Annotated in this window: 18 protein-coding genes; 4 read left to right on the forward strand and 14 right to left on the reverse strand. The window is 66.5% G+C overall.

Going from position 1 to position 20,098, the window contains the following annotated elements; genetic code table 11:
- Positions 1-18: 18 nt before the first annotated feature.
- The 7 genes from rfaE1 to cmk all read right to left on the reverse strand — a co-directional run bounded on the left by rfaE1 (position 19) and on the right by cmk (position 7,436).
- The gene (rfaE1, locus tag F7Q96_RS03515) at positions 19-969 is read right to left on the reverse strand and encodes a D-glycero-beta-D-manno-heptose-7-phosphate kinase (RefSeq protein WP_082371610.1); all 951 of its coding nucleotides are present in this window, start codon (positions 967-969) and stop codon (positions 19-21) included.
- Positions 970-1,020: 51 nt separating this feature from the next.
- Positions 1,021-2,394: a UDP-glucose dehydrogenase family protein gene (locus F7Q96_RS03520; RefSeq protein ID WP_053821314.1), complete on the reverse strand. Its 1,374-nt coding sequence runs from the start codon at positions 2,392-2,394 to the stop codon at positions 1,021-1,023.
- Between the two features lie 44 nt (positions 2,395-2,438).
- Positions 2,439-3,686 (reverse strand): lipopolysaccharide assembly protein LapB, encoded by a 1,248-nt coding sequence (gene lapB / locus F7Q96_RS03525; protein WP_053821313.1) that lies wholly within the window; start codon positions 3,684-3,686, stop codon positions 2,439-2,441.
- 3 nt (positions 3,687-3,689) lie between these two features.
- Entirely contained in the window at positions 3,690-4,013 is a 324-nt protein-coding gene (locus F7Q96_RS03530) for a LapA family protein (RefSeq protein ID WP_006576293.1), read from the reverse strand.
- Between the two features lie 338 nt (positions 4,014-4,351).
- Positions 4,352-4,861 carry an integration host factor subunit beta gene (locus F7Q96_RS03535; protein WP_053821312.1) on the reverse strand — a complete coding sequence of 170 codons (510 nt, stop codon included), beginning with the start codon at positions 4,859-4,861 and terminating at the stop codon, positions 4,352-4,354.
- Positions 4,862-4,900: 39 nt separating this feature from the next.
- Positions 4,901-6,595, reverse strand: coding sequence for a 30S ribosomal protein S1 (rpsA, locus tag F7Q96_RS03540; protein WP_006576291.1), 1,695 nt, complete (start codon positions 6,593-6,595; stop codon positions 4,901-4,903).
- Positions 6,596-6,761: 166 nt separating this feature from the next.
- Positions 6,762-7,436 (reverse strand): (d)CMP kinase, encoded by a 675-nt coding sequence (gene cmk / locus F7Q96_RS03545; RefSeq protein WP_006576193.1) that lies wholly within the window; start codon positions 7,434-7,436, stop codon positions 6,762-6,764.
- Between the two features lie 119 nt (positions 7,437-7,555).
- On the opposite strand from cmk, the gene F7Q96_RS03550 reads away from it, so the two are divergent.
- The gene (locus F7Q96_RS03550) at positions 7,556-7,816 is read left to right on the forward strand and encodes a DUF2061 domain-containing protein (RefSeq protein WP_053821311.1); all 261 of its coding nucleotides are present in this window, start codon (positions 7,556-7,558) and stop codon (positions 7,814-7,816) included.
- A 24-nt stretch (positions 7,817-7,840) separates the two neighbouring features.
- Here F7Q96_RS03550 and aroA read toward each other — a convergent pair whose 3' ends face one another.
- The 7 genes from aroA to gyrA form a co-directional block, all read right to left on the reverse strand.
- Complete coding sequence (aroA, locus tag F7Q96_RS03555) at positions 7,841-9,145, reverse strand: 3-phosphoshikimate 1-carboxyvinyltransferase (RefSeq protein WP_053821310.1); 1,305 nt, start codon at positions 9,143-9,145, stop codon at positions 7,841-7,843.
- 61 nt (positions 9,146-9,206) lie between these two features.
- Positions 9,207-10,103 (reverse strand): prephenate dehydrogenase, encoded by an 897-nt coding sequence (locus F7Q96_RS03560; RefSeq protein WP_053821309.1) that lies wholly within the window; start codon positions 10,101-10,103, stop codon positions 9,207-9,209.
- 166 nt (positions 10,104-10,269) lie between these two features.
- The gene (hisC, locus tag F7Q96_RS03565; RefSeq protein ID WP_053821308.1) at positions 10,270-11,385 is read right to left on the reverse strand and encodes a histidinol-phosphate transaminase; all 1,116 of its coding nucleotides are present in this window, start codon (positions 11,383-11,385) and stop codon (positions 10,270-10,272) included.
- A gap of 70 nt (positions 11,386-11,455) precedes the next feature.
- Positions 11,456-12,607: a prephenate dehydratase gene (gene pheA, locus F7Q96_RS03570; RefSeq protein WP_053821307.1), complete on the reverse strand. Its 1,152-nt coding sequence runs from the start codon at positions 12,605-12,607 to the stop codon at positions 11,456-11,458.
- An 82-nt stretch (positions 12,608-12,689) separates the two neighbouring features.
- On the reverse strand, positions 12,690-13,844 hold the full coding sequence (serC, locus tag F7Q96_RS03575; protein WP_053823020.1) for a 3-phosphoserine/phosphohydroxythreonine transaminase: 1,155 nt from the start codon (positions 13,842-13,844) through the stop codon (positions 12,690-12,692).
- A gap of 114 nt (positions 13,845-13,958) precedes the next feature.
- The gene (locus F7Q96_RS03580) at positions 13,959-14,522 is read right to left on the reverse strand and encodes a DUF2059 domain-containing protein (protein WP_053821306.1); all 564 of its coding nucleotides are present in this window, start codon (positions 14,520-14,522) and stop codon (positions 13,959-13,961) included.
- Positions 14,523-14,603: 81 nt separating this feature from the next.
- On the reverse strand, positions 14,604-17,327 hold the full coding sequence (gene gyrA, locus F7Q96_RS03585; protein ID WP_053821305.1) for a DNA gyrase subunit A: 2,724 nt from the start codon (positions 17,325-17,327) through the stop codon (positions 14,604-14,606).
- 436 nt (positions 17,328-17,763) lie between these two features.
- Between gyrA and ompA the strand changes: the two genes are divergently transcribed.
- The 3 genes from ompA to gph all read left to right on the forward strand — a co-directional run bounded on the left by ompA (position 17,764) and on the right by gph (position 20,056).
- Positions 17,764-18,426, forward strand: coding sequence for an outer membrane protein OmpA (gene ompA / locus F7Q96_RS03590; protein WP_023265125.1), 663 nt, complete (start codon positions 17,764-17,766; stop codon positions 18,424-18,426).
- Positions 18,427-18,629: 203 nt separating this feature from the next.
- Positions 18,630-19,379, forward strand: coding sequence for a bifunctional 2-polyprenyl-6-hydroxyphenol methylase/3-demethylubiquinol 3-O-methyltransferase UbiG (gene ubiG, locus F7Q96_RS03595; protein ID WP_053821304.1), 750 nt, complete (start codon positions 18,630-18,632; stop codon positions 19,377-19,379).
- Between the two features lie 2 nt (positions 19,380-19,381).
- The gene (gene gph / locus F7Q96_RS03600; protein WP_053821303.1) at positions 19,382-20,056 is read left to right on the forward strand and encodes a phosphoglycolate phosphatase; all 675 of its coding nucleotides are present in this window, start codon (positions 19,382-19,384) and stop codon (positions 20,054-20,056) included.
- The last annotated feature ends 42 nt before the right edge of the window (positions 20,057-20,098 follow it).

Genomic DNA, 20,098 nt, shown 5'->3' on the forward strand with positions numbered 1-20,098 from the left:
CAGCAGTGATAAGGGGCGTCAGCCTTGCGCCGCGCCGAACAGTTCGGGGTAGCTGACCACGGCCGTGCCCAGCTTGCCGACCACGATGCCGCCGGCGCGGTTGGCATGCTGCACCGCTTCCTTCAGCGGAATGCCGGCGCCGAGCATGGTGGCCAGCGTTGCGATCACGGTGTCGCCGGCGCCGGACACGTCGTAGACCTCGCGCGCCTGCGCGGAGACGTGCAACACTTCGGCCTCGGTGTACAGCGTCATGCCTTCCTCGGAGCGCGTCAGCAGCAGCGCTTCGAGCCGCAGCGCGCGGCGCAGGTTCTGCGCGCGGATGGTCAGGTCGGCCTCGGTCTTCCAGGCGCCGACCACATGGCGCATCTCGGCGCGGTTCGGCGTGATCAGCGTGGCGCCGCGATAGCGCGAATAGTCGTCGCCTTTCGGGTCGACCAGCACCATCTTGCCGGCGGCGCGGCCGCCCTCGACCATGCGCGCGACATGGGTCAGTCCGCCCTTGCCGTAGTCGGACAGCACCAGCACCTGGTAGTCGCCGATCAGCGCCTGGAAACGGTCCTGCACCGACAGCAGCACCTCGTGCGCCGGCGGGTTCTCGAAGTCGACGCGCAGCAGCTGCTGCTGGTGCGCGACCACGCGCAGCTTGATCGTCGTATTGACGCTGCGGTCGCGGTAGAGAAACGGCTGCACGTGCTCGGCGGTCAGCAGGTTCTCCAGCATGCTGCCGGGTTCGTCGTCGCCCACCACCCCCAGCATGCCGACCGTCGCGCCCAGCGCGGCGGCGTTGCGCGCCACGTTGGCGGCGCCACCCAGGCGCTCCTCGCTGCGCTTGACCTGGACCACCGGGACCGGGGCCTCGGGCGAGATCCGTTCGACATCGCCGAACCAGTAGCGGTCCAGCATCATGTCGCCCACCACCAGGATGCGCGATTGCCGGATCTGTTCGCGAGAGATCGGGTTCCTGTTCATCAGCTTCCTTTTGGCCGGCGCGCCGCCCGGCGGCCGCACCGGCATGTTGCGTCAGGCCGCCGCCGCGGGCCGGCCGATCGCGTGATACTCGATACCGGCCTCCTGCATCGCGGCCGGCTCATACAGATTGCGCCCGTCGAACACGACCGGCGTCTTCAGGCGGCGCCGGATCTGCGCGAAGTCCGGGCTGCGGAACACCTTCCATTCGGTGACGATCGCCAGCGCGTCGGCGCCGTCCAGCGTCTCCATCTGCGCATCGCAGAACGTCACGCGCTCGAAGCCGCCTTCGATGCCGGCCAGGTCCTGCGCCAGCGCGCGCCGCGCCTCCTGCATCGCGACCGGATCGTGCACCCGCAGCGACGCGCCGCGCGAGACCAGATCGCGGGCCAGCACCCGCGACGGCGCCTCGCGCATGTCGTCGGTATTGGGCTTGAACGCCAGGCCCCAGATGGCGAAGGTGCGCCCGCTCAGATCCTCGCCGAAGCGCCGCACGACCTTGTCGCCGAGCACGCGCTTCTGCGCCTCGTTGACCGCCTCGACGGCCTCCAGCACCCGCATCGCCTTGCCGCTCGCGGCGGCCGTGCGCATCAGCGCCTGCACGTCCTTCGGAAAGCACGAACCGCCGTAGCCGGCGCCGGCATAGAGGAAACTGTAGCCGATCCGCGGATCGGAACCGATTCCCAGGCGCACCAGCTCGATATCGGCGCCGACCTCGTCGGCCAGGTTGGCCAGTTCGTTCATGAACGAGATCCGCGTCGCCAGCATCGAGTTGGCCGCGTACTTGGTGAACTCGGCCGAGCGCACGTCCATATAGAAGGTGCGCTCGTGATTGCGGTTGAATGGCGCGTACAGCGCCCGCATGATCGCCTTGGCATGGCGGCCGGCGGCGTCGTTGTTGCAGCCGAGCACGATGCGGTCGGGCCGCATGAAGTCCTCGACCGCGGCGCCTTCCTTCAGGAATTCGGGATTGGAGACCACCGAGAACTGCAGGTCCTCGAGCCCGCGCGCGGCGAGCTCCTCGCGGATCACCGCGGCGACGCGGTCGCCGGTCCCGACCGGCACGGTCGACTTGTCGACCACGATCTTGAAGCCGGTCATGTGCCGGCCGATATTGCGCGCGGCCGCCAGCACATACTGCAGATCGGCCGAGCCGTCCTCGTCCGGCGGCGTGCCGACCGCGATGAATTGCACGTCGGCGTGGTCGACCGCCGCGGCGACGTCGGTGGAGAACACCAGCCGTCCCGCTTCGCGGTTGCGCTGGATCAGGTCCTTCAGGCCGGGCTCGTAGATCGGCACGCCGCCATCGTTGAGCAGCGCGATCTTCTCTTCATCGACGTCGAGGCAGAACACATCGTTGCCGAGCTCGGCCAGGCAGGCGCCGGTGACCAGGCCGACATAACCGCTGCCGATGATGGTGACTTTCATGAGGACGACTCCGTGAGACGGGGCGGATCAGGCTGGACGCAGGCTCAGCCGAGCGCTTCGGTGCGCCGCGGCGCGTAGGATTCCCAGCGGTTGCAGCCGGGGCACTGCCAGTAGAACAGGCGCGCGCGGAAGCCGCACTCGCGGCAGGTGTAGCGCGCCAGATTGCGGGTGCGCAGCTGCAGCAGGTCGCGAATGGCGGCGTCTTCCTGTGCGGTCGCGTCGGCCGGCGTCGCATCGGCGGCGGTTCCATCCGCGGCAGGCGCGCCATTGCCTTCGGCGACATCGGCCGTCGCCGGCGCCGGCGCGGCCAGCGCGGCGCGCGCATCGAAATAGCGCGTCAGCGCCTGCAGCGACGGCTGCCGGCGCAGCTGGTCGCGCATCAGCGCGGCCGCGGCGGCGGGACCTTCGAGTTCGAGTTCGGTGCGATAGGCGGTGTCGAGCAGCTCGGCCGCGAGGCCCGTCTTCAGCAGGCCGCGCAGCCATTCGAGCGCCTTGCCCTGCTCGCCCAGTTCGCGATATGCCTTGACTACGCGATCGGCGACAAGCGGCAGATAGCTGGCATCCTGGCGTTCGATGCCGAGCCAGTGGCCCAGCGCCGCGCCGAGATCACCCGACGCCATCGCGACATCGCCGAGCAGGATCGGCGCGCGCACGTTCTTCGGGTTCTCGCGCAGCGCCTGCTCGAGCCAGCCGACCGCCTCGTCGGGCTGCTTGCGCTGCAGCGCATCCTGCGCCAGTTCGCAGCAGAACTGCGCAATCTGCACGCTGTAGTCCTGCTGGGTCGCGCTCTGCAGCTCGCGCGCGGCGTCGATCGCCTTGCGCCATTCCTTCTCGACCTCGTACAGCTCCAGCAGCACGCGCTTGGCCGATGCGGCATACGGGCCGGACATCAGCGCACGCAGCGCGTCCTCGGCGCGGTCAAGCAGGCCGGCGCGCAGATAGTCCTGGCCCAGCTCGTACAGCGCATGCTCGCGCTCGGTGTCGGGCAGATCGGGGCGCGTGGCCAGATTCTGGTGCACGCGGATCGCGCGTTCGGTCTCGCCGCGGCGGCGGAACAGCGCCCCGAGCGCGAAGTGCAGCTCGGTGGTTTCCGGGTCGAGCCGCGCGACCTCGATGAAGGCGTCGATCGCCTTGTCGGGCTGCTCGTTGAGCAGGAAGTTCAGGCCCTTGAAATACGAGCGCGGCAAGGCGCCCTGCTCGCTGATCGCCTGCCGCAGGTCGAGGCGGGCCGCCATCCAGCCGAGCCCGAATACGAGCGGAAGGGCGAGCAGCCACCAGGTTTCAAAATTCATTGCTTAGACTTTCGGGCCGATTACGTTGTAAGGCGCCACGGCCTTGGAAGAAGACGCGCCGGCGCCGTCCTCGGCCGGCGTGCGCGCGTTGCCGACCGCACGGCGCAGCCGCGCGATCTCGAGCCGCTGCCGCATCAGGCCCGGCGCCACCGAGATCAACGCCGCCAGCGCGCCCAGCACGAAGGCGGCCAGCAGGATCAGGATCAGCGGCGCGCGCCACACCGCGTCGAAGAACAGCTGCAGCGACACATCGGCGGTATTGCGCAGGGCGAGCACGAACAGCAGCGCGAACAGGACGATACGGATAATCCAGGCGACAAGTTTCATGCGATTGACGAAGTGTCTGCGGCGGCGTGGCGGCAAAAAGGGGCGAAAGGACGAGGACGCGCCATGCGGGTGCCGGTTGCCGGGTATCTCGAACGGCAGGCCGGCCGCGGGCGGCGGCTCCCCGGCATTGTAGCGGAATCGATTGGCGCACACGGCGCGATCGGGGCTGGCGCCGCAGGCAAATTGGCAAGTCCTATGGGGATACGGAGAGGTCACTCAGACACCCGCGCCCGCGCCGCGGTTCCACGCCTGCGGATGCGCCAGGCATAAAAAAAAGCGCTCCTTGCGGAGCGCCTTTTCGATTCCGTAGCCGGCTTCGTCGCCGAAGCGGCCGGGATTCAGGACTGCGCCAGATTCAGGCCGGAGCCTTCCTGCTGGACGCCAGGCATCGCGGTGCCATGCGTCAGCGAGCCGCGTTCACCGCCGAGCGGGACATGCCCGTTGGCGGCGGCGCCGCCGCCGTTGCCGTTGCCGTTGCCATGCAGGCCCAGCGCGGTGCCATCGACACCATTGCGGCCGTTGCCGTTGACGCCGTGATCGCCGTTGCCGCCGCCATTGCCGGCCGCCGGGTTGCGGTCGACCCGCTCGCGCAACTCCTTGCCCGCCTTGAAGTGAGGCACCCGCTTCTCGGGCACCAGCACCCGTTCACCGGACTTGGGATTGCGCCCCACGCGCGGCGGCCTGCGATTCAGGCCGAAGCTGCCGAACCCGCGGATCTCGATGCGATGGCCATCGGCCAGCGCATCGGACATCGCGTCCAGGATCGTTTTGACCGAGATGTCCGCGTCCCGCAGCAGCAACTGCGGAAAGCGGGCAGCCAGCTTTTCGACGAGCTCGGACTTGGTCATGGCATCCGCGCGTGAGTTGGACGGTCGCGATGGACGCGATTACTGGTTGTCCTGGCCCAGCTTGGCCTTCAGCAGCGCGCCCAGGTTGGTCGTGCCAGCCGTGCCGGTGTCGGCCTGGAACTTCTGCAGGGCTTCTTGCTGCTCCGCCGAGTCCTTGGCCTTGATCGACACGTTGATGTTGCGCGACTTGCGATCGATGTTGACGATCACCGCGGTCACCTGCTCGCCTTCCTTCAGCACGTTGCGGGCGTCCTCGACACGGTCGGCCGAGATTTCCGAGGCGCGCAGATAGCCTTCGACGTCGTCGGCCAGCTGGACCACGGCACCCTTCGGATCGACGGTCTTGATCGTCGCGGTGACGATCGAGCCCTTGTCATTGGCCGAGATGAAGTTGTTGAACGGATCGCCCGACAGCTGCTTGATGCCCAGCGAGATGCGTTCCTTGTCCACATCGATGCCCAGCACCACGGCCTCGACTTCGTCGCCCTTCTTGTACTTGCGCACGGCCTCTTCGCCCGACTCTTGCCAGGACAGGTCCGACAGGTGCACCAGGCCGTCGATGCCGCCCGGCAGGCCGATGAACACGCCGAAGTCGGTGATCGACTTGATCTGGCCGGTCAGCTTGTCGCCCTTCTTGTGGTTGCGGCTGAAGTCGTCCCACGGATTGGCCTTGCACTGCTTCATGCCCAGGCTGATACGACGCTTGTCTTCGTCGATATCCAGCACCATGACTTCGACTTCGTCGCCCAGCTGGACAACCTTGGACGGGGCCACGTTCTTGTTGGTCCAGTCCATTTCCGACACGTGAACCAGGCCCTCGATGCCGGCTTCGATCTCGACGAACGCGCCGTAGTCGGTCAGGTTGGTGACCTTGCCGAACAGGCGGGTGCCTTGCGGGTAGCGGCGCGAGATGCCGACCCACGGATCTTCGCCCAGCTGCTTGACGCCCAGCGAGACGCGGTTCTTTTCCTGGTCGAACTTGAGGATCTTGGCGGTGATTTCCTGGCCAACCGACAGCACTTCGCTCGGATGGCGAACGCGGCGCCATGCCAGGTCGGTGATGTGCAGCAGACCGTCGATGCCGCCCAGGTCGACGAACGCACCGTAGTCGGTGATGTTCTTGACGATGCCGTTGACGATGGCGCCTTCCTTCAGGGTTTCCATCAGCTTCTGGCGCTCTTCGCCCAGGGTCGCTTCGACGACGGCGCGGCGCGACAGCACCACGTTGTTGCGCTTGCGATCCAGCTTGATGACCTTGAATTCCAGGGTCTTGCCTTCGTACGGCGTGGTGTCCTTGATCGGACGCACATCGACCAGCGAACCGGGCAGGAACGCGCGGATGCCGTTGACCATCACGGTCAGGCCGCCCTTGACCTTGCCGGTCACGGTACCCGAGATGATTTCGCCGTCTTCCAGCGCCTTCTCGAGGTTCAGCCACGATGCCAGGCGCTTGGCCTTGTCGCGGGACAGGATGGTGTCGCCATAGCCGTTCTCGAGCGCGTCGATGGCCACGGAAACGTAGTCGCCGGCCTGCACTTCGAGTTCGCCCTGGTCGTTCAGGAACTCCTCCACCGGCACGAAGGCTTCAGACTTCAGGCCGGCGTTGACGACCACGAAGTTGTGGTCGATCCGCACCACTTCGGCGGAAATCACTTCGCCAGCCTTCATATTGGAGCGGGCGATCGATTCCTCGAACAGTGCGGCAAAGGATTCGTTGTTTTGCAGGTCGGACATAAACGTAAGTTAGCAATCCGCAATACCGTGGCCGGCGCGACGATCGCGCTCAGTCTGCCAGGGCAGCGGGGTCAGGTTGAACCATGCCGGCGGCGCGCTCCGCTTGCGGCGCGATCGTTGTCGCGTTCGCCGCGGCCGGCTGCCGGCGCCTCGTGGCGCTGCGCGGTCACCCCTGGGTCAGCGGACCCAGCTCGGCGTGCCACGCCAGCACCTGCGCCACCGCCTGATCCACCGTCATGTCGGAGGTATCGAGCAGCCGCGCATCTTCCGCGGGACGCAGCGGCGCGGCGGCACGGGAACGATCCCGCGCGTCGCGTGCTTCCAAATCACGCAAAAGGTTTTCGATACTAGCAGAAATTCCCTTATCAATCAATTGTTTATAGCGTCTGCGAGCGCGCGCCTCGACGCTTGCGGTCAGGAACACCTTCAGCCGCGCGTCCGGGAAGATCACCGTGCCCATGTCGCGACCGTCGGCCACCAGGCCGGGCAGTTTGCGAAAGCCCCGTTGCAGTGCCGTCAACGCATCGCGAACCGGCTGATGGACCGCCAGCGCCGAGGCCCGGTTGCCGATCGCCTCGGCGCGGATCGCCAGGCTGACCTCCTCGCCGGACAACCAGACCCGGTCCGGGCCGAACTTCACATCGAGGCGGCTCGCCAGATTTGCAAGGGCCGGCACGTCCCCTTCATCGACGCCGGCCCGTTCGCTGGCCAGCGCCACCAGACGGTACAACGCCCCGCTGTCGAGCAGATGGAAGCCCAGCGCGTCGGCGACCTTGTGCGCCACGGTTCCCTTGCCGGAGGCCGTTGGCCCGTCGATGGTGACGACTTCAGCGATAGTCATTTCTTATCAAAACGAAAGCAACGATCAATTTCTCGATCTAATTGAGAACCATTATCATTCTTCCATCGGTAGGGAGCGCGTCGATCCGCGGCTCCCGCAGACCAACGAGGCAATCTACCATGGCAAAAACCCTGTCGTTCGGCATCATGCACCTTGGCATCGCGTTCAGCGTGACCTATGCGCTGACGGGCAGCATTGCCATCAGCGGTGCCGTCACCTTCATCGAACCGGCCGTCAACACGGTGGCCCACTACTTCTTCGACCGCTACTGGGAGCAGCGCGAACGGCGCAAGGCGGCGCAGGCCGCCGCACCGGACTCCCCGCAGCATTCCGCACGGCACGACGCCGGCATGGCGATGACCCCGGCGCCGGCCCGATAAGCCGGGCGTGCTCGCGGCCAGTACTCAGCGGACCACCTGGCCGAACACGTCGAAATAGTCGGGAAAGGTCTTGGCCACGCAGCGCGGATCGTTGATGCGGATCGGCAAGGGACCAAACGTCGCCAGCGAGAAGCACATCGCCATCCGATGGTCATCATAGGTATCGATGCCGTCTGCGGGCGTGCGCCACTGCGCCGGCGGGGCGATACGCAGATGGTCCTGGCCCGCCTCGATGTCGGCGCCGAGCTTGCGCAGCTCGGCCGCCATCGCGTCGATGCGATCGGTCTCCTTGACGCGCCAGCTGCCGATGTTGGTCAGCGTGGTCGGGCCATCCGCGAACAGCGCCGCGACCGCCAGCGTCATCGCGGCATCGGGAATATGGTTGCAGTCCAGCGTGATGCCGTTCAGCCGGCCGTCGTCGCGGTCCACGCCGCGCACCTCGATCCAGTTGGCGCCGGCCATCACGTTGGCGCCCATCCGGTTCAGCGCATCGGCGAACTGCACGTCGCCCTGGATGCTGGCCAGTCCCACCCCTTCGACCCGGACCGGACCGCCGCCGATCGCGCCCGCGGCCAGGAAATACGATGCCGACGAGGCATCGCCTTCGACGAAGATCTCGCCCGGCGAGCGGTAACGCGCCCGAGCCGGCAGCACGAAGCGCGACCAGCCGTCGCGCTGGACCTCGATGCCGAAGCGTGCCAGCAGATTCAGCGTGATCTCGATATAGGGCTTCGAAATGAGCTCGCCCACCACCTCGATCTCGATGCGGCCGCCCGGCGCGTCGGCCAGCGGCAGCGCCATCAGCAGCGCGGTCAGGAACTGGCTGGACACGTCGCCGCGCACGCGGATCGGGCCATCGATGCGGATCGCCGACGGCTGCAGGTGCAGCGGCGGGTAGCCCTCGTTGCCCAGGTAGTCGATGCGCGCGCCGACCTGTCGCAGGCCGTCGACCAGGTCGCCGATCGGCCGCTCGTGCATGCGCGGCACGCCCGAGAGCCGATAGTCGCCGCCCTGCAGCGCCAACGCCGCGGTCAGCGGACGGATCGCGGTACCGGCATTACCCATGAACAGCTCGGCCGCCTTGACCGGAAAACGGCCGCCGGCGCCGGTGACCAGATGATCGTCGCCGTCCTTGCGCCACGCCACGCCCAACGCCTTCAGCGCGTCCAGCATCACGCGCGTGTCATCGGAATCGAGCAGGTCGCGAACCCAGGTCTCCCCCTCGCTGAGCGCTGCCAGCAGCAGCACGCGGTTGGAGATGCTCTTCGAGCCGGGAAGACGGACCGTGCCAGCGGCACGGGTGAAAGGGCCAAGCGTCAGATGTTCCATGGTCGGGCTGCGGTCGGTAGGGCTTGCAAGGGGCGGCAAGTGATCGCCGGCTCGGCGCAGATCACGACTCGACGTCGGCCGCGGCGGCACGCTCGGCGCCCCACTGCAGCCGGGCCTGGCTGGCGCGCGCGAACACGCGCTCGAGCGCGTCGCCATTGCCGGCCTCGATCTGCGCCTTCAGGTGCGCCAGCACCGATTGATAGGTATTGAGTTCGCGCAGCAGCGCGTCGCGGTTGGCCAGGCAGATGTCGCGCCACATCTCGGGCGACGACGCGGCGATCCGCGTGAAGTCGCGAAAGCCGCCGCCCGCGCAGGCGAGCTTGAGCGCCGCGTCCTCGGCATTCGCAACCTGCGCGACCAGCGCGTACGACAGCAGATGCGGCAGGTGGCTGACCGCGGCGAACACCGCGTCGTGCTGCACCGCGGACATGATCTCGCAGACGCCGCCGGCAGTCTCCCACATCGCGCGTACCGCCGCGACATCGGCCCGGCTGTTCTCCTGCAGCGGGCACAGCACCACCTTCTTGCCGTCGTACAGATCGTCGAGCGCCGCTTCCACGCCGTTCAGTTCGCGTCCCGCGATCGGATGAGCCGGCACGAACTGCGCGACCTTGTCGCCCAGCGCGGTCTTGGCCGCCATGATCACGTCGGACTTGGTGCTGCCCGCGTCGGTGACGATGGTGCCGGGCTGCAGGTGCGGCTCCAGCGCGTGCAGCAGCGCGAAGGTCTGCGCGACCGGCGCGCACAGCACGATCATGCTGGCGCCCTGCGCGGCGTCTTCCAGCGAGGCAGCCCGGTCGATCACGCCGAGGGCCAGTGCCCGTTCCAGCGAGGCGGGCGAACGGCCGACACCGACCACTTCGCCGACAACGCCGGCGCGCTTCAGGGCTCGAGCGAGGGAACCGCCGATCAGGCCGACGCCGACGATCACGACACGGGAAAAATGCAGGGCACTCACGACAGTACGCCGAGACCGGCGGCGGAAAGGAGAAAACCGGCATTGTAGCCGCTCGCTGCACGGCGGCGGGCGCGATCGGTACACGCGGGCCGGATATGGCAAACAGGGCGCCAGCGGCGCCCCGTCGAATGTTCAACCACGGCGCCGCCGCCGCACGGCGGCAACCCTATTGCAGCGCGCGCTCGAGCGCCGCGATAAACGCGGCATTTTCATCCGGCAACCCGATCGTCACGCGCAGCCACTGCGGCAGCCCGTAGCTGCCGACCGGACGCACGATCACGCCCTGCTTGAGCAGCGCGAGATTGACGCGCGCGCCGGCCTCGTCATCGTCGCCGACGCGGACCAGCACGAAGTTGCCGTACGAAGGCACATACTGCAGCCCGAGCCGCTCGAAGGCCGCCACGAGCTGCGCCTTGCCCTCGCGATTGAGCGTCGCGCTCCTGCGCAGGAAGGCCTCGTCGCCCAACGCCGCCACCGCGGCCGCCTGCGCCAGGCTGTTGACGTTGAATGGCTGGCGGATGCGGTTCAGCAGATCGGTCAGCGCGGGCTGCGCGACCGCATAGCCGACCCGCAGCCCGGCCAGCCCATAGGCCTTCGAGAACGTGCGCGAGACCATCAGGTTCGGATGCTTGCGTACCCACTGCACCGACTCGTACTGGTCCTCGGGGTCCAGATACTCGTTGTACGCCTCGTCGAGCACCACCGCCACATCGGCCGGCACCTTGGCCAGAAACGCTTCGATCTGCGCGGCAGGCAGGAAGGTCCCGGTCGGATTGTTGGGATTGGCGATGAAGACCAGCCGGGTATCGGGCGCGATCGCCGCGGCCATCGCGTCCAGATCGTGGCCGTAGTCGCGCGCCGGCACCTCGATCGCGCGCGCGCCGATTTCCTGCGTCGCCAGCGCGTAGACCGCAAACGAATACTGCGCATAGACGATCGACTCGCCCGGCTTGACCAGCGCATGCGCGGCCAGCTCGAGGATGTCGTTGCTGCCATTGCCCAGCGTCAGCCAGTCGGCCGGCACATCGTAGCGCGCCGACAGCGCGGCCTTCAGTTCGAAGCCGTTCGAATCGGGATAGCGGCCGAGCTCGGCCACCGCGGCGGCCATTGCCGTCCTGGCCGAGTCGGGCATGCCGAGCGGATTCTCGTTGGAGGCCAGCTTGACGATGCCGGCCTCGTCCAGGCCGAACTCGCGCGCGACCTCGGAGATCGGCTTGCCTGCCACGTAAGGAGAAATCGCCCGCACATATTCCGGACCGAACTGCCTGCCCTGCTCTGCCATATCGACTCCTGATTGCTTTGCCTCGGCCCGCTGCGGGCCGATGTTCGTGTTGCCGCTGCCCGCCAGCTTGCTACTTGCTCGACGGATACGAGCCCAGCACCTTGAAGTACGCCGCGTTGGCGCGCAGCTGCTGCAACGCCCGCTCGACGGCGGCATCGCGCTGATGGCCCTCGATATCGACGTAGAAGTAGTACTCCCAGGCCCCGCTGCGCGCCGGCCGGGATTCGAAGCGGCACATCGACACGCCGTTGTCGGCCAGCGGCGCCAGCAACTGGTACACCGCGCCCGCCTTGTTCGGCACCGACAGGATCAGCGAGGTCTGGTCGCTGCCCGAGGGCTCGGTCTCGTAGCGGCCGATCACCGCGAAGCGCGTCCGATTGTGCGGATCGTCCTGGATATGCGAGCGGATGATGTGCAGGTGATAGCGATTGGCCGCGGTCTCGGCGGCAATCGCGGCCACGGTCGGGTCTTCGCTGGCCATGCGCGCCGCCTCGCCGTTGCTCGACACCGCCTGCCGCTCCAGATGCGGATAGTTGGCGGTCAGCCAGTGCTGGCACTGGGCCAGCGCCTGCGGATGGGCGCGGACCACGGTCACGCCCTTCATGTCCGGCGACGACGCCATCAGGTTGTGATGGACCTTCAGCGCGATCTCGCCGCTGATCTTCAGCGAGGTCTGCAGGAACAGATCGAGCGTGCGCGACACCGCGCCCTCGGTCGAATTCTCGACCGGCACCACGCCATACTCGACGGTGCCGGCCTCGACCGCGCGAAACACCTCGTCAATGCTCGGGCACGGCACGCCGGCGACCTCATGGCCGAAGTGGGCGTACAGCGCCTGCTCGGAGAAGGTGCCGGCCGGGCCGAGGAAGGCGACTTCCAGCGGCTTCTCCAGGCCACGGCAGGCCGACATCACCTCGCGCCAGATCGCCGCGACGCTGTCGCCACGCAGCGGTCCCGGGTTGTTGCCCTGGACCTTGCGAATGACCTGCAGTTCGCGCTCGGGCCGGAACACCGGCGCGCCGAATTTCTTCTTGACCTCGCCGACGTCCAGCGCCAGCTGCGCGCGGCGGTTCAGCATGGCCAGCAGCTCGCGGTCGACGGCATCGATCTGCTCGCGCAGCGGTGCCAGCTCCACGGACAGCGCGCGCTCCTGCTCCTCGGTCGGCATGGTCGGCTGCTGGCCCTGGGCTGGGGCCGCAGCGTCTTTATCTTGTGTCGTCATGATGAAAATCCCGATTCGCCATCGAACGGCAGACCGCGCCCACGCAGGGCGATCGCGCCGCCGATGGTGCAATGGCCGCCGCTCAGGCGGCGCTGCGCTCGAACTCGCGCATGTAGTCGATCAGCGCGGTGACGCCCTCCAGCGGCATCGCGTTATACAGGCTGGCGCGCATGCCGCCCACCGACTTGTGGCCCTTGAGCTGGACCAGGCCGTTGGCGCGCGCGCCGGCCAGGAAGGCCTCGTTGCGCGACTCGTCGGCCAGGAAGAACGGCACGTTCATGCGCGAGCGGCAGCTCGGATCGATCTCGTTGCGATAGAAGGCGCTCTGGTCCAGGAAGTCGTAGAGCGCGCGCGCCTTGGCGATATTGCGCTGCTCGATGCCCTCCACGCCGCCCTGCCGCTTCAGCCATTTGAACACCAGCCCGGCGATATAGATCGCATAGGTCGGCGGCGTGTTGTACATCGAATTGTTGTCATTGACGATGCGCCAGTTGAACGCCGACGGGCACAGCGGATGCGCGTGGCCAAGCAGGTCTTCGCGCACGATCACGATGGTGACGCCGGCCGGGCCGATGTTCTTCTGCGCGCCGCCATAGACGACCTGCACGCGCGACCAGTCGATCGGCCGCGACAGGATATGGCTCGACGCATCGGCGACCACCACGCGGCCGCGGTTCTGGCCGATATCCGGCACCTGCTGGAATTCGACGCCGACGACCGTCTCGTTGGTGCACAGATGCACATAGGCGGCATCGTCGGACAGTTGCCAGGTCGCCGGATCCGGGATGCGCGCGAAGCGCTGCTCGACGCTGCTGGCGGCGACATGGCTGGCGCCGTAGCGGCGCGTTTCCTGCTCCGTCTTGACCGACCAGGTGCCCGTCACGACGAAGTCGGCCTTGGGCCGTTCCGGGTTCAGGCGCCCGATCAGGTTCAGCGGAACGATGGCGTTCTCGCCGATCGCGCCGCCCTGCAGGAACAGGATGCGGAATTCCTTCGGCACCTTCAGCAGGTCGCGCAGATCGGCCAGCGCCTCGTTGTGGATCCCCTCGAACTCCTTGCTGCGGTGGCTCATCTCCATCACCGAGATACCGGTGCCGTGCCAGGAGAGCATTTCCTCGGCTGCCTGTTGCAGCACCTCGGCCGGCAGCGTCGCGGGACCCGGGGAGAAGTTGTAGACACGTTCGGCCATGGCGCGCTGCATCATGGCGGCAAGGGCGGGATTCTGGGGATCGTTCATGAACGGAAAGAAAAATGGCTGCTTGGGATAGCCCAAGCAGCCATTATTACCTAAAGACGCATTTCGTTGGCGTCCCGGCGTCGCCGAGGTGGCGCACCGGACGCCGCGCCCGGCTTACTTCGATGCCGCGGTGACTTCCTTCTCGGCGGCGTCGCGCATCGACTTGCCCACTTGCGGGCCGTACTTCTGCATCATCGAGCCCCAGATCTCCTGGGTCGCCTTGCCCTGGTTGGCCATGAACTTCTGGCCGGTCGGCGACTTCAGGAAGGTCGTCAGGTCGCGGATTTCCTGCGCGGTGTAGTACTTGCCGAAGGCGTCGTAGTGGGCCTTGATCGCGTCGTTCTTGAACGCATCGGTGCCGAACTGCTTGCCGGCGCCGTCGACCATGCGCTGCACCGCGCCGTTCTTCTTCAGCTTCTCGACCGCGGCCTGCTTCTGCGCGTCGCTCAGCGTCTTGTTCTCGACCAGCACCTGTTCGAGCACCAGCGGCGCTTCCTGCTTGGCGCCGGCCTGCCAGTTCTCGGCCTGGCCCTTGACGGCCTGGTCGGCCTGCATCACGGACAGCAGTTCCTTGATCGCCGCGGTCTTGTCCGCGTCCTGCGCGCGCGCATGCTGCGCGACCATCAAGGCCGGAACAAAAGCAGCCAGCACAGCAATACGTCGAGTGGTGTTGAGCATTATGACTCCCTGATGAATTCGTCCGGTTTAGTCCGGTAGCGACTGGCCTAGTTCCAGCGGCCGCGCCATTGTTGCATCTGATTACGATTGAGCGCCATTGTCACCATTTGCGACATCATCGGCGCCATTGCCGGCACCATTGTCGTCGCCGTTGGTAGCGGCATCGGTGGCGGCATCGTGATCGCCATTCTCGCCGCCCTCGCTGCTCTCGCCGTTTTCGCCATTATCGGCATCGCTTTCGACAATGCGCTGCAGGCCCGAGAGCTTGGTGCCCTCGTCGACGTTGATCAGCGTGACGCCCTGGGTCGCGCGGCCCATCTCGCGGATTTCGGCCACGCGGGTGCGGATCAGCACGCCGCCGGTGGTGATCAGCATGATTTCGTGCTCGGGCGCGACCAGCGCGGCGGCGACCACGCGGCCGTTACGCTCGCTGGTCTGGATCGCGATCATGCCCTTGGTGCCGCGGCCGTGTCGAGTGTATTCGGTGATCGGCGTGCGCTTGCCATAGCCGTTCTCCGTGGCGGTCAGCACGCTGCCGACCGAGCCGGCATCCTCGGCGTTCTCGGCCGGCGCGACCAGCATCGCGATCACGGTCTGGCCCTCGTCGAGGTTCATGCCGCGCACGCCGCGGGCCTGCCGGCCCATCGGACGCACGTCGTTCTCGTCGAAGCGCACCGCCTTGCCGGCGTCCGAGAACAGCATCACGTCGTGCTGGCCATCGGTAATCGCCGCGCCGATCAGATAGTCGCCCTCGTCGAGGTCGACCGCGATGATGCCGGCCTTGCGCGGGTTCGAGAACTCGGTCAGCGCGGTCTTCTTGACGGTGCCGCGAGCGGTCGCCATGAAGATGAAGTGCTCGGCGTCGAACTGGCGCACCGGCAGGATCACCGTGATCTTCTCGCCTTCCTGCAGCGGGAACATATTGACGATCGGCCGGCCGCGCGAGGTCCGCGAGCCCTGCGGCACCTCATAGACCTTCAGCCAGTACAGCCGGCCGCGGTTCGAGAAGCACAGGATGTAGTCGTGGGTATTGGCGACGAACAGCGTATCGATCCAGTCGTCTTCCTTGGTCGCCATCGCCTGCTTGCCGCGGCCGCCGCGCTTCTGCGCGCGGTACTCCGAGATCGGCTGGCTCTTCATATAGCCGCTGTGCGACAGCGTGACCACCATGTCCTGCGGCGTGATCAGGTCCTCGGTGTCGAGTTCGGTCGCGTTCAACTCGATCTGCGAACGGCGGTCGTCGCCGAATTCGGCGCGGATCGCGCTCAGTTCGTCGGTGATGATCGTGGTAATGCGCTCCGGGCGGGCCAGGATGTCGAGCAGGTCGGTGATCGCGGCCATCACGTCGCGATATTCCTGCACGATCTTGTCCTGCTCCAGGCCGGTCAGGCGCTGCAGGCGCATCTGCAGGATTTCCTGGGCCTGCGAATCGGACAGGCGGTACAGGCCGTCGTCCTGCATGCCGAACACCGGCGGCAGGCCGTCCGGCCGGTAGGCCGCCCGGCCGCCCGGGGTATCGGTCTCGGCGCGCGCCAGCATCTCGCGCACCAGCTGCGAATCCCAGGACTTGGCCATCAGTTCCTGCTTGGCGATCGGCGGGGTCGGCGCGGCCTTGATGATCGCGATGAACTCGTCGATGTTGGCCAGCGCCACCGCCAGGCCTTCCAGCACGTGGCCGCGCTCGCGGGCCTTGCGCAGCTCGAACACGGTGCGGCGGGTCACCACCTCGCGCCGGTGCGACAGGAAGCACTCCAGCATCTGGCGCAGGTTCAGCAGGCGGGGCTGGCCGTCGACCAGCGCCACCATGTTCATGCCGAAGGTGTCCTGCAGCTGGGTGTTCTTATATAGGTTGTTGAGGACGACCTCGGGCACCTCGTTGCGCTTCAGTTCGATGACCACGCGCATGCCGGACTTGTCGGACTCGTCCCGGATGTCGGAGATGCCTTCGATCTTCTTCTCGGTGACCAGCTCGGCGATGCGCTCCAGCAGCGTGCGCTTGTTCACCTGGTACGGCAGCTCGTCGATGATGATCGCCTGCCGCTGGCCGCGGTCGATGTCCTCGAAGTGGGTACGTGCTCGCATCACCACACGGCCACGGCCGGTGCGGTAGCCTTCGCGAACACCCTGGATGCCGTAGATGATGCCGGCGGTCGGAAAATCGGGCGCCGGAATCAGCTCGATCAGCTCGTCGACCGTCGCCTGCGGGTTACGCAGCAGATGCAGGCAGCCGTCGACCACTTCATTCAGATTGTGCGGCGGGATATTGGTGGCCATGCCGACCGCAATACCCGACGAGCCGTTGATCAGCAGATTCGGAATACGGGCCGGCAGGATTTGCGGCTCGTTTTCGGAGCCGTCGTAGTTCGGTACGAAATCGACGGTTTCCTTGTCGATGTCCAGCAGCATTTCATGCGCTATCTTGGACAGGCGGATTTCCGTATAACGCATGGCCGCGGCATTGTCGCCGTCGACCGAACCGAAATTGCCCTGGCCGTCGACCAGCATATAACGCAGCGAAAAATCCTGCGCCATGCGGACGATGGTGTCGTAGACCGCGGTGTCGCCGTGCGGGTGATATTTACCAATCACATCGCCGACGATACGCGCCGACTTCTTGTAGGGGCGGTTCCAGTCGTTGTTCAGCTCGTGCATCGCATACAGCACTCGCCGGTGGACGGGCTTCAGGCCATCCCGTACATCGGGAAGCGCGCGCCCGACAATCACGCTCATCGCGTAATCCAGGTACGAGCGACGCATTTCCTCTTCGAGGGAGACCGGAAGGGTTTCTTTGGCGAATTGATCCATTGCGGCGTGGCTTATGCGGTTGAAACGCCCGCAAGCGGCGGTCGGCACGGAATGAATCGGTGCTGCCGGCGCGGCGGGTAACATGGCATTCTAACATGCGGCGCACCGGCTCCCGGCAGCCCGCCAGCCACCCTCGACGCAGCCTCCCCGGCTCAGGGGCGATGCCCTGGAACCCAAGCCGGACAAGGGTTTGCGGGCATCGCAAGGGCCATGTTGCACAAACACCACAGGCCCCGAAGCCATGGATTGAATCGCATATATTTACTTCTTAGGAAACGAGCCTTGTGGCACAATTCCCCAGCGAAGAGCCAGACATTGTTCGAAGTGGAGCATTCGTCACCTCGAGCGAGAAGGTTATACTCCGAAGAATGTATGACTTGTTTTCGTCCATTTGCTCGCAGTAACCCTGCGGTGATCTCATCCTGAGAGGAGAAATATGAAAAAATTTGCCAAGCTCGCGCTCGTTGCAGCTACCGCAGTAATGGCCGCATCCGCTCAAGCCCAGACCGCGTCGGTCCCCTACGAAAAGAAGGCGGTCAACGACAACTGGGGTAACGGTACGAGCGAGTACGTGTGGAAGAATGGCACGAACGAGCTCTGCTGGCGCGATAGCTCCTGGACCCCGGCCACGGCCAATGCTCAGTGCGACGGCGCGCTGGCTCCGGCTGCTGCCCCGGCTCCGGCTCCGGCTCCGGTCGCTCCCCCGGTGGTCTCGAGCGAGAAGGTCACCTTCGCCGCTGACACGCTGTTCGACTTCGACAAGGCTGTGCTGAAGCCGGAAGGCCGCGCCAAGCTGGACGACCTGGTGTCGAAGCTGTCGGGCATCACTCTGGAAGTGATCATCGCCGTCGGCCACACCGACTCGTTCGGTACCGATCGCTACAACGATCGCCTGTCGATCCGCCGCGCCGAAGCCGTCAAGGCCTATCTGGTGAGCAAGGGCGTGGAAGCCAACCGCGTCTACACCGAAGGCAAGGGCGAGCGTCAGCTGAAGGTCGATCCGAAGTCGTGCAAGGGCAACCGCACCGCTCAGATCGCCTGCCAGCAGCCGAACCGCCGCGTGGAAGTCGAAGTGGTCGGTACCCGCAGCGCTCGCTGATCGGTCCCGCTCCACGGCGAAAAAGCCCAGCGCAAGCTGGGCTTTTTTTCGTCCCGCGTTTTCGTTCGACTTCCTGGTACTGCCCTCCTGCCCCACTCTCTTGTCCATCGGACAACCCGCCGCCCGGCTCGCCTCGCGGGACGCATTTTGTTAGAGTTGCCCCAATTCCTAATGTCCCGCGCTGCCAGGCGCGCGCCAGATTCATGACGCCGACTTCCCCCGTGATTCACCCGACCGTCGACACCCGCCAGATTGCGCGCAACGCCGATCTGAAGGAAATCGACAAGTTCAGCGAAATGGCCCACCGCTGGTGGGACCCGAACAGCGAATTCAAGCCGCTGCACGAGATCAATCCTCTGCGGCTGGGCTGGATCGACAGCATCGCCGACCTGCGCGGCAAGAACGTGGTGGACATCGGCTGCGGCGGCGGCATCCTGTCCGAGAGCATGGCCCGCGCCGGCGCCACCGTGCGCGGCATTGACCTGTCGACCAAGGCACTGAAGGTCGCCGACCTGCACAGCCTGGAATCGGGCGTCGCCGTAACCTACGAGGAAATCGCGGCCGAAGCGCTGGCCGCGCGCATGCCGGCCAGCTTCGACGTGGTCACCTGCATGGAGATGCTGGAGCACGTGCCGGACCCGGCCTCGATCGTGCGCGCCTGCGCCACGCTGGTCCGGCCCGGCGGACACGTGTTCTTCTCGACAATCAACCGCAATCTGAAGGCGTATCTGCTGGCCGTGCTCGGCGCCGAATACGTGCTCAACATGCTGCCGCGCGGCACGCACGACTACGACAAGTTCATCAAACCCGCCGAACTGGCCCGCTTCGCCCGGCAAGCGGGCCTCGACCTGATCGAGCTGCGCGGCATGGTCTACCGTCCGCTGTCCCAGGTCTACGAGCTGAGCCGCGATACCGACGTCAACTACATGATGGCCCTGCGCCGGACCGCCTGAGCATGCCCACCTTCGACGCTGTTTTCTTCGATCTGGACGGCACGCTCGCCGACACCGCGCCCGACCTGGCCGCCGCCGCCAACCGCCTAGTGGTCGAGCATGGCCGCGAACCGGTGGACTACGCGCTGCTCCGCCCGGTCGCCTCGCATGGCGCACGCGGGCTGATCGGTGCCGCCTTCGGCAAGACGCCGGACGACCCCGATTTCCCGGCGCTGCGCGATGCCTTCCTGAACTACTACGAAGCCGATATCGCGGTGCGCACACGCCTGTTCGACGGCATGGAAGAGGTTCTGGGTGCGCTCGAATCCGCCGGCATCCGCTGGGGCATCGTCACCAACAAGATTGCCCGTTTCACCACCCCGCTGCTCAATGCGATCGGCCTGGCGCCGCGCGCCGCCGCGGTGGTCAGCGGCGACACCACGCCCTATCCGAAGCCCCACCCGGCCCCGCTGCTGCACGCCGCGCAGCTCAGCGGCGTCGACCCGCTGCGCTGCGCCTATGTCGGCGACGACCTGCGCGATATCCAGGCCGGCAAGGCGGCCGGCATGGCGACCATCACGGCAGCCTACGGCTACTGCGGCGAGGGCGAGCCGCCCGAGCGCTGGGGCGGCGACCATCTGGTACGCCATCCCAGCGAGTTGATTCCGCTGCTCACCGCGGGCGTTGCCGCTCTCTAGGGAACCGACACGCACGCCCGGCGTCGAAAGCGAGTACAATCC

This window comes from Cupriavidus gilardii (assembly GCF_008801915.1).
Lineage (GTDB): Bacteria > Pseudomonadota > Gammaproteobacteria > Burkholderiales > Burkholderiaceae > Cupriavidus > Cupriavidus gilardii.

Excerpts from the sequence above, each read along its gene's own strand:
- rfaE1 (WP_082371610.1), bottom strand. The coding sequence starts at position 969 with ATGAACAGGAACCCGATCTCTCGCGAACAGATCCGGCAATCGCGCATC.
- F7Q96_RS03520 (WP_053821314.1), bottom strand. The coding sequence starts at position 2,394 with ATGAAAGTCACCATCATCGGCAGCGGTTATGTCGGCCTGGTCACCGGC.
- lapB (WP_053821313.1), bottom strand. The coding sequence starts at position 3,686 with ATGAATTTTGAAACCTGGTGGCTGCTCGCCCTTCCGCTCGTATTCGGG.
- F7Q96_RS03530 (WP_006576293.1), bottom strand. The coding sequence starts at position 4,013 with ATGAAACTTGTCGCCTGGATTATCCGTATCGTCCTGTTCGCGCTGCTG.
- F7Q96_RS03535 (WP_053821312.1), bottom strand. The coding sequence starts at position 4,861 with ATGACCAAGTCCGAGCTCGTCGAAAAGCTGGCTGCCCGCTTTCCGCAG.
- rpsA (WP_006576291.1), bottom strand. The coding sequence starts at position 6,595 with ATGTCCGACCTGCAAAACAACGAATCCTTTGCCGCACTGTTCGAGGAA.
- cmk (WP_006576193.1), bottom strand. The coding sequence starts at position 7,436 with ATGACTATCGCTGAAGTCGTCACCATCGACGGGCCAACGGCCTCCGGC.
- F7Q96_RS03550 (WP_053821311.1), top strand. The coding sequence starts at position 7,556 with ATGGCAAAAACCCTGTCGTTCGGCATCATGCACCTTGGCATCGCGTTC.
- aroA (WP_053821310.1), bottom strand. The coding sequence starts at position 9,145 with ATGGAACATCTGACGCTTGGCCCTTTCACCCGTGCCGCTGGCACGGTC.
- hisC (WP_053821308.1), bottom strand. The coding sequence starts at position 11,385 with ATGGCAGAGCAGGGCAGGCAGTTCGGTCCGGAATATGTGCGGGCGATT.
- pheA (WP_053821307.1), bottom strand. The coding sequence starts at position 12,607 with ATGACGACACAAGATAAAGACGCTGCGGCCCCAGCCCAGGGCCAGCAG.
- serC (WP_053823020.1), bottom strand. The coding sequence starts at position 13,844 with ATGAACGATCCCCAGAATCCCGCCCTTGCCGCCATGATGCAGCGCGCC.
- F7Q96_RS03580 (WP_053821306.1), bottom strand. The coding sequence starts at position 14,522 with ATGCTCAACACCACTCGACGTATTGCTGTGCTGGCTGCTTTTGTTCCG.
- gyrA (WP_053821305.1), bottom strand. The coding sequence starts at position 17,327 with ATGGATCAATTCGCCAAAGAAACCCTTCCGGTCTCCCTCGAAGAGGAA.
- ompA (WP_023265125.1), top strand. The coding sequence starts at position 17,764 with ATGAAAAAATTTGCCAAGCTCGCGCTCGTTGCAGCTACCGCAGTAATG.
- ubiG (WP_053821304.1), top strand. The coding sequence starts at position 18,630 with ATGACGCCGACTTCCCCCGTGATTCACCCGACCGTCGACACCCGCCAG.
- gph (WP_053821303.1), top strand. The coding sequence starts at position 19,382 with ATGCCCACCTTCGACGCTGTTTTCTTCGATCTGGACGGCACGCTCGCC.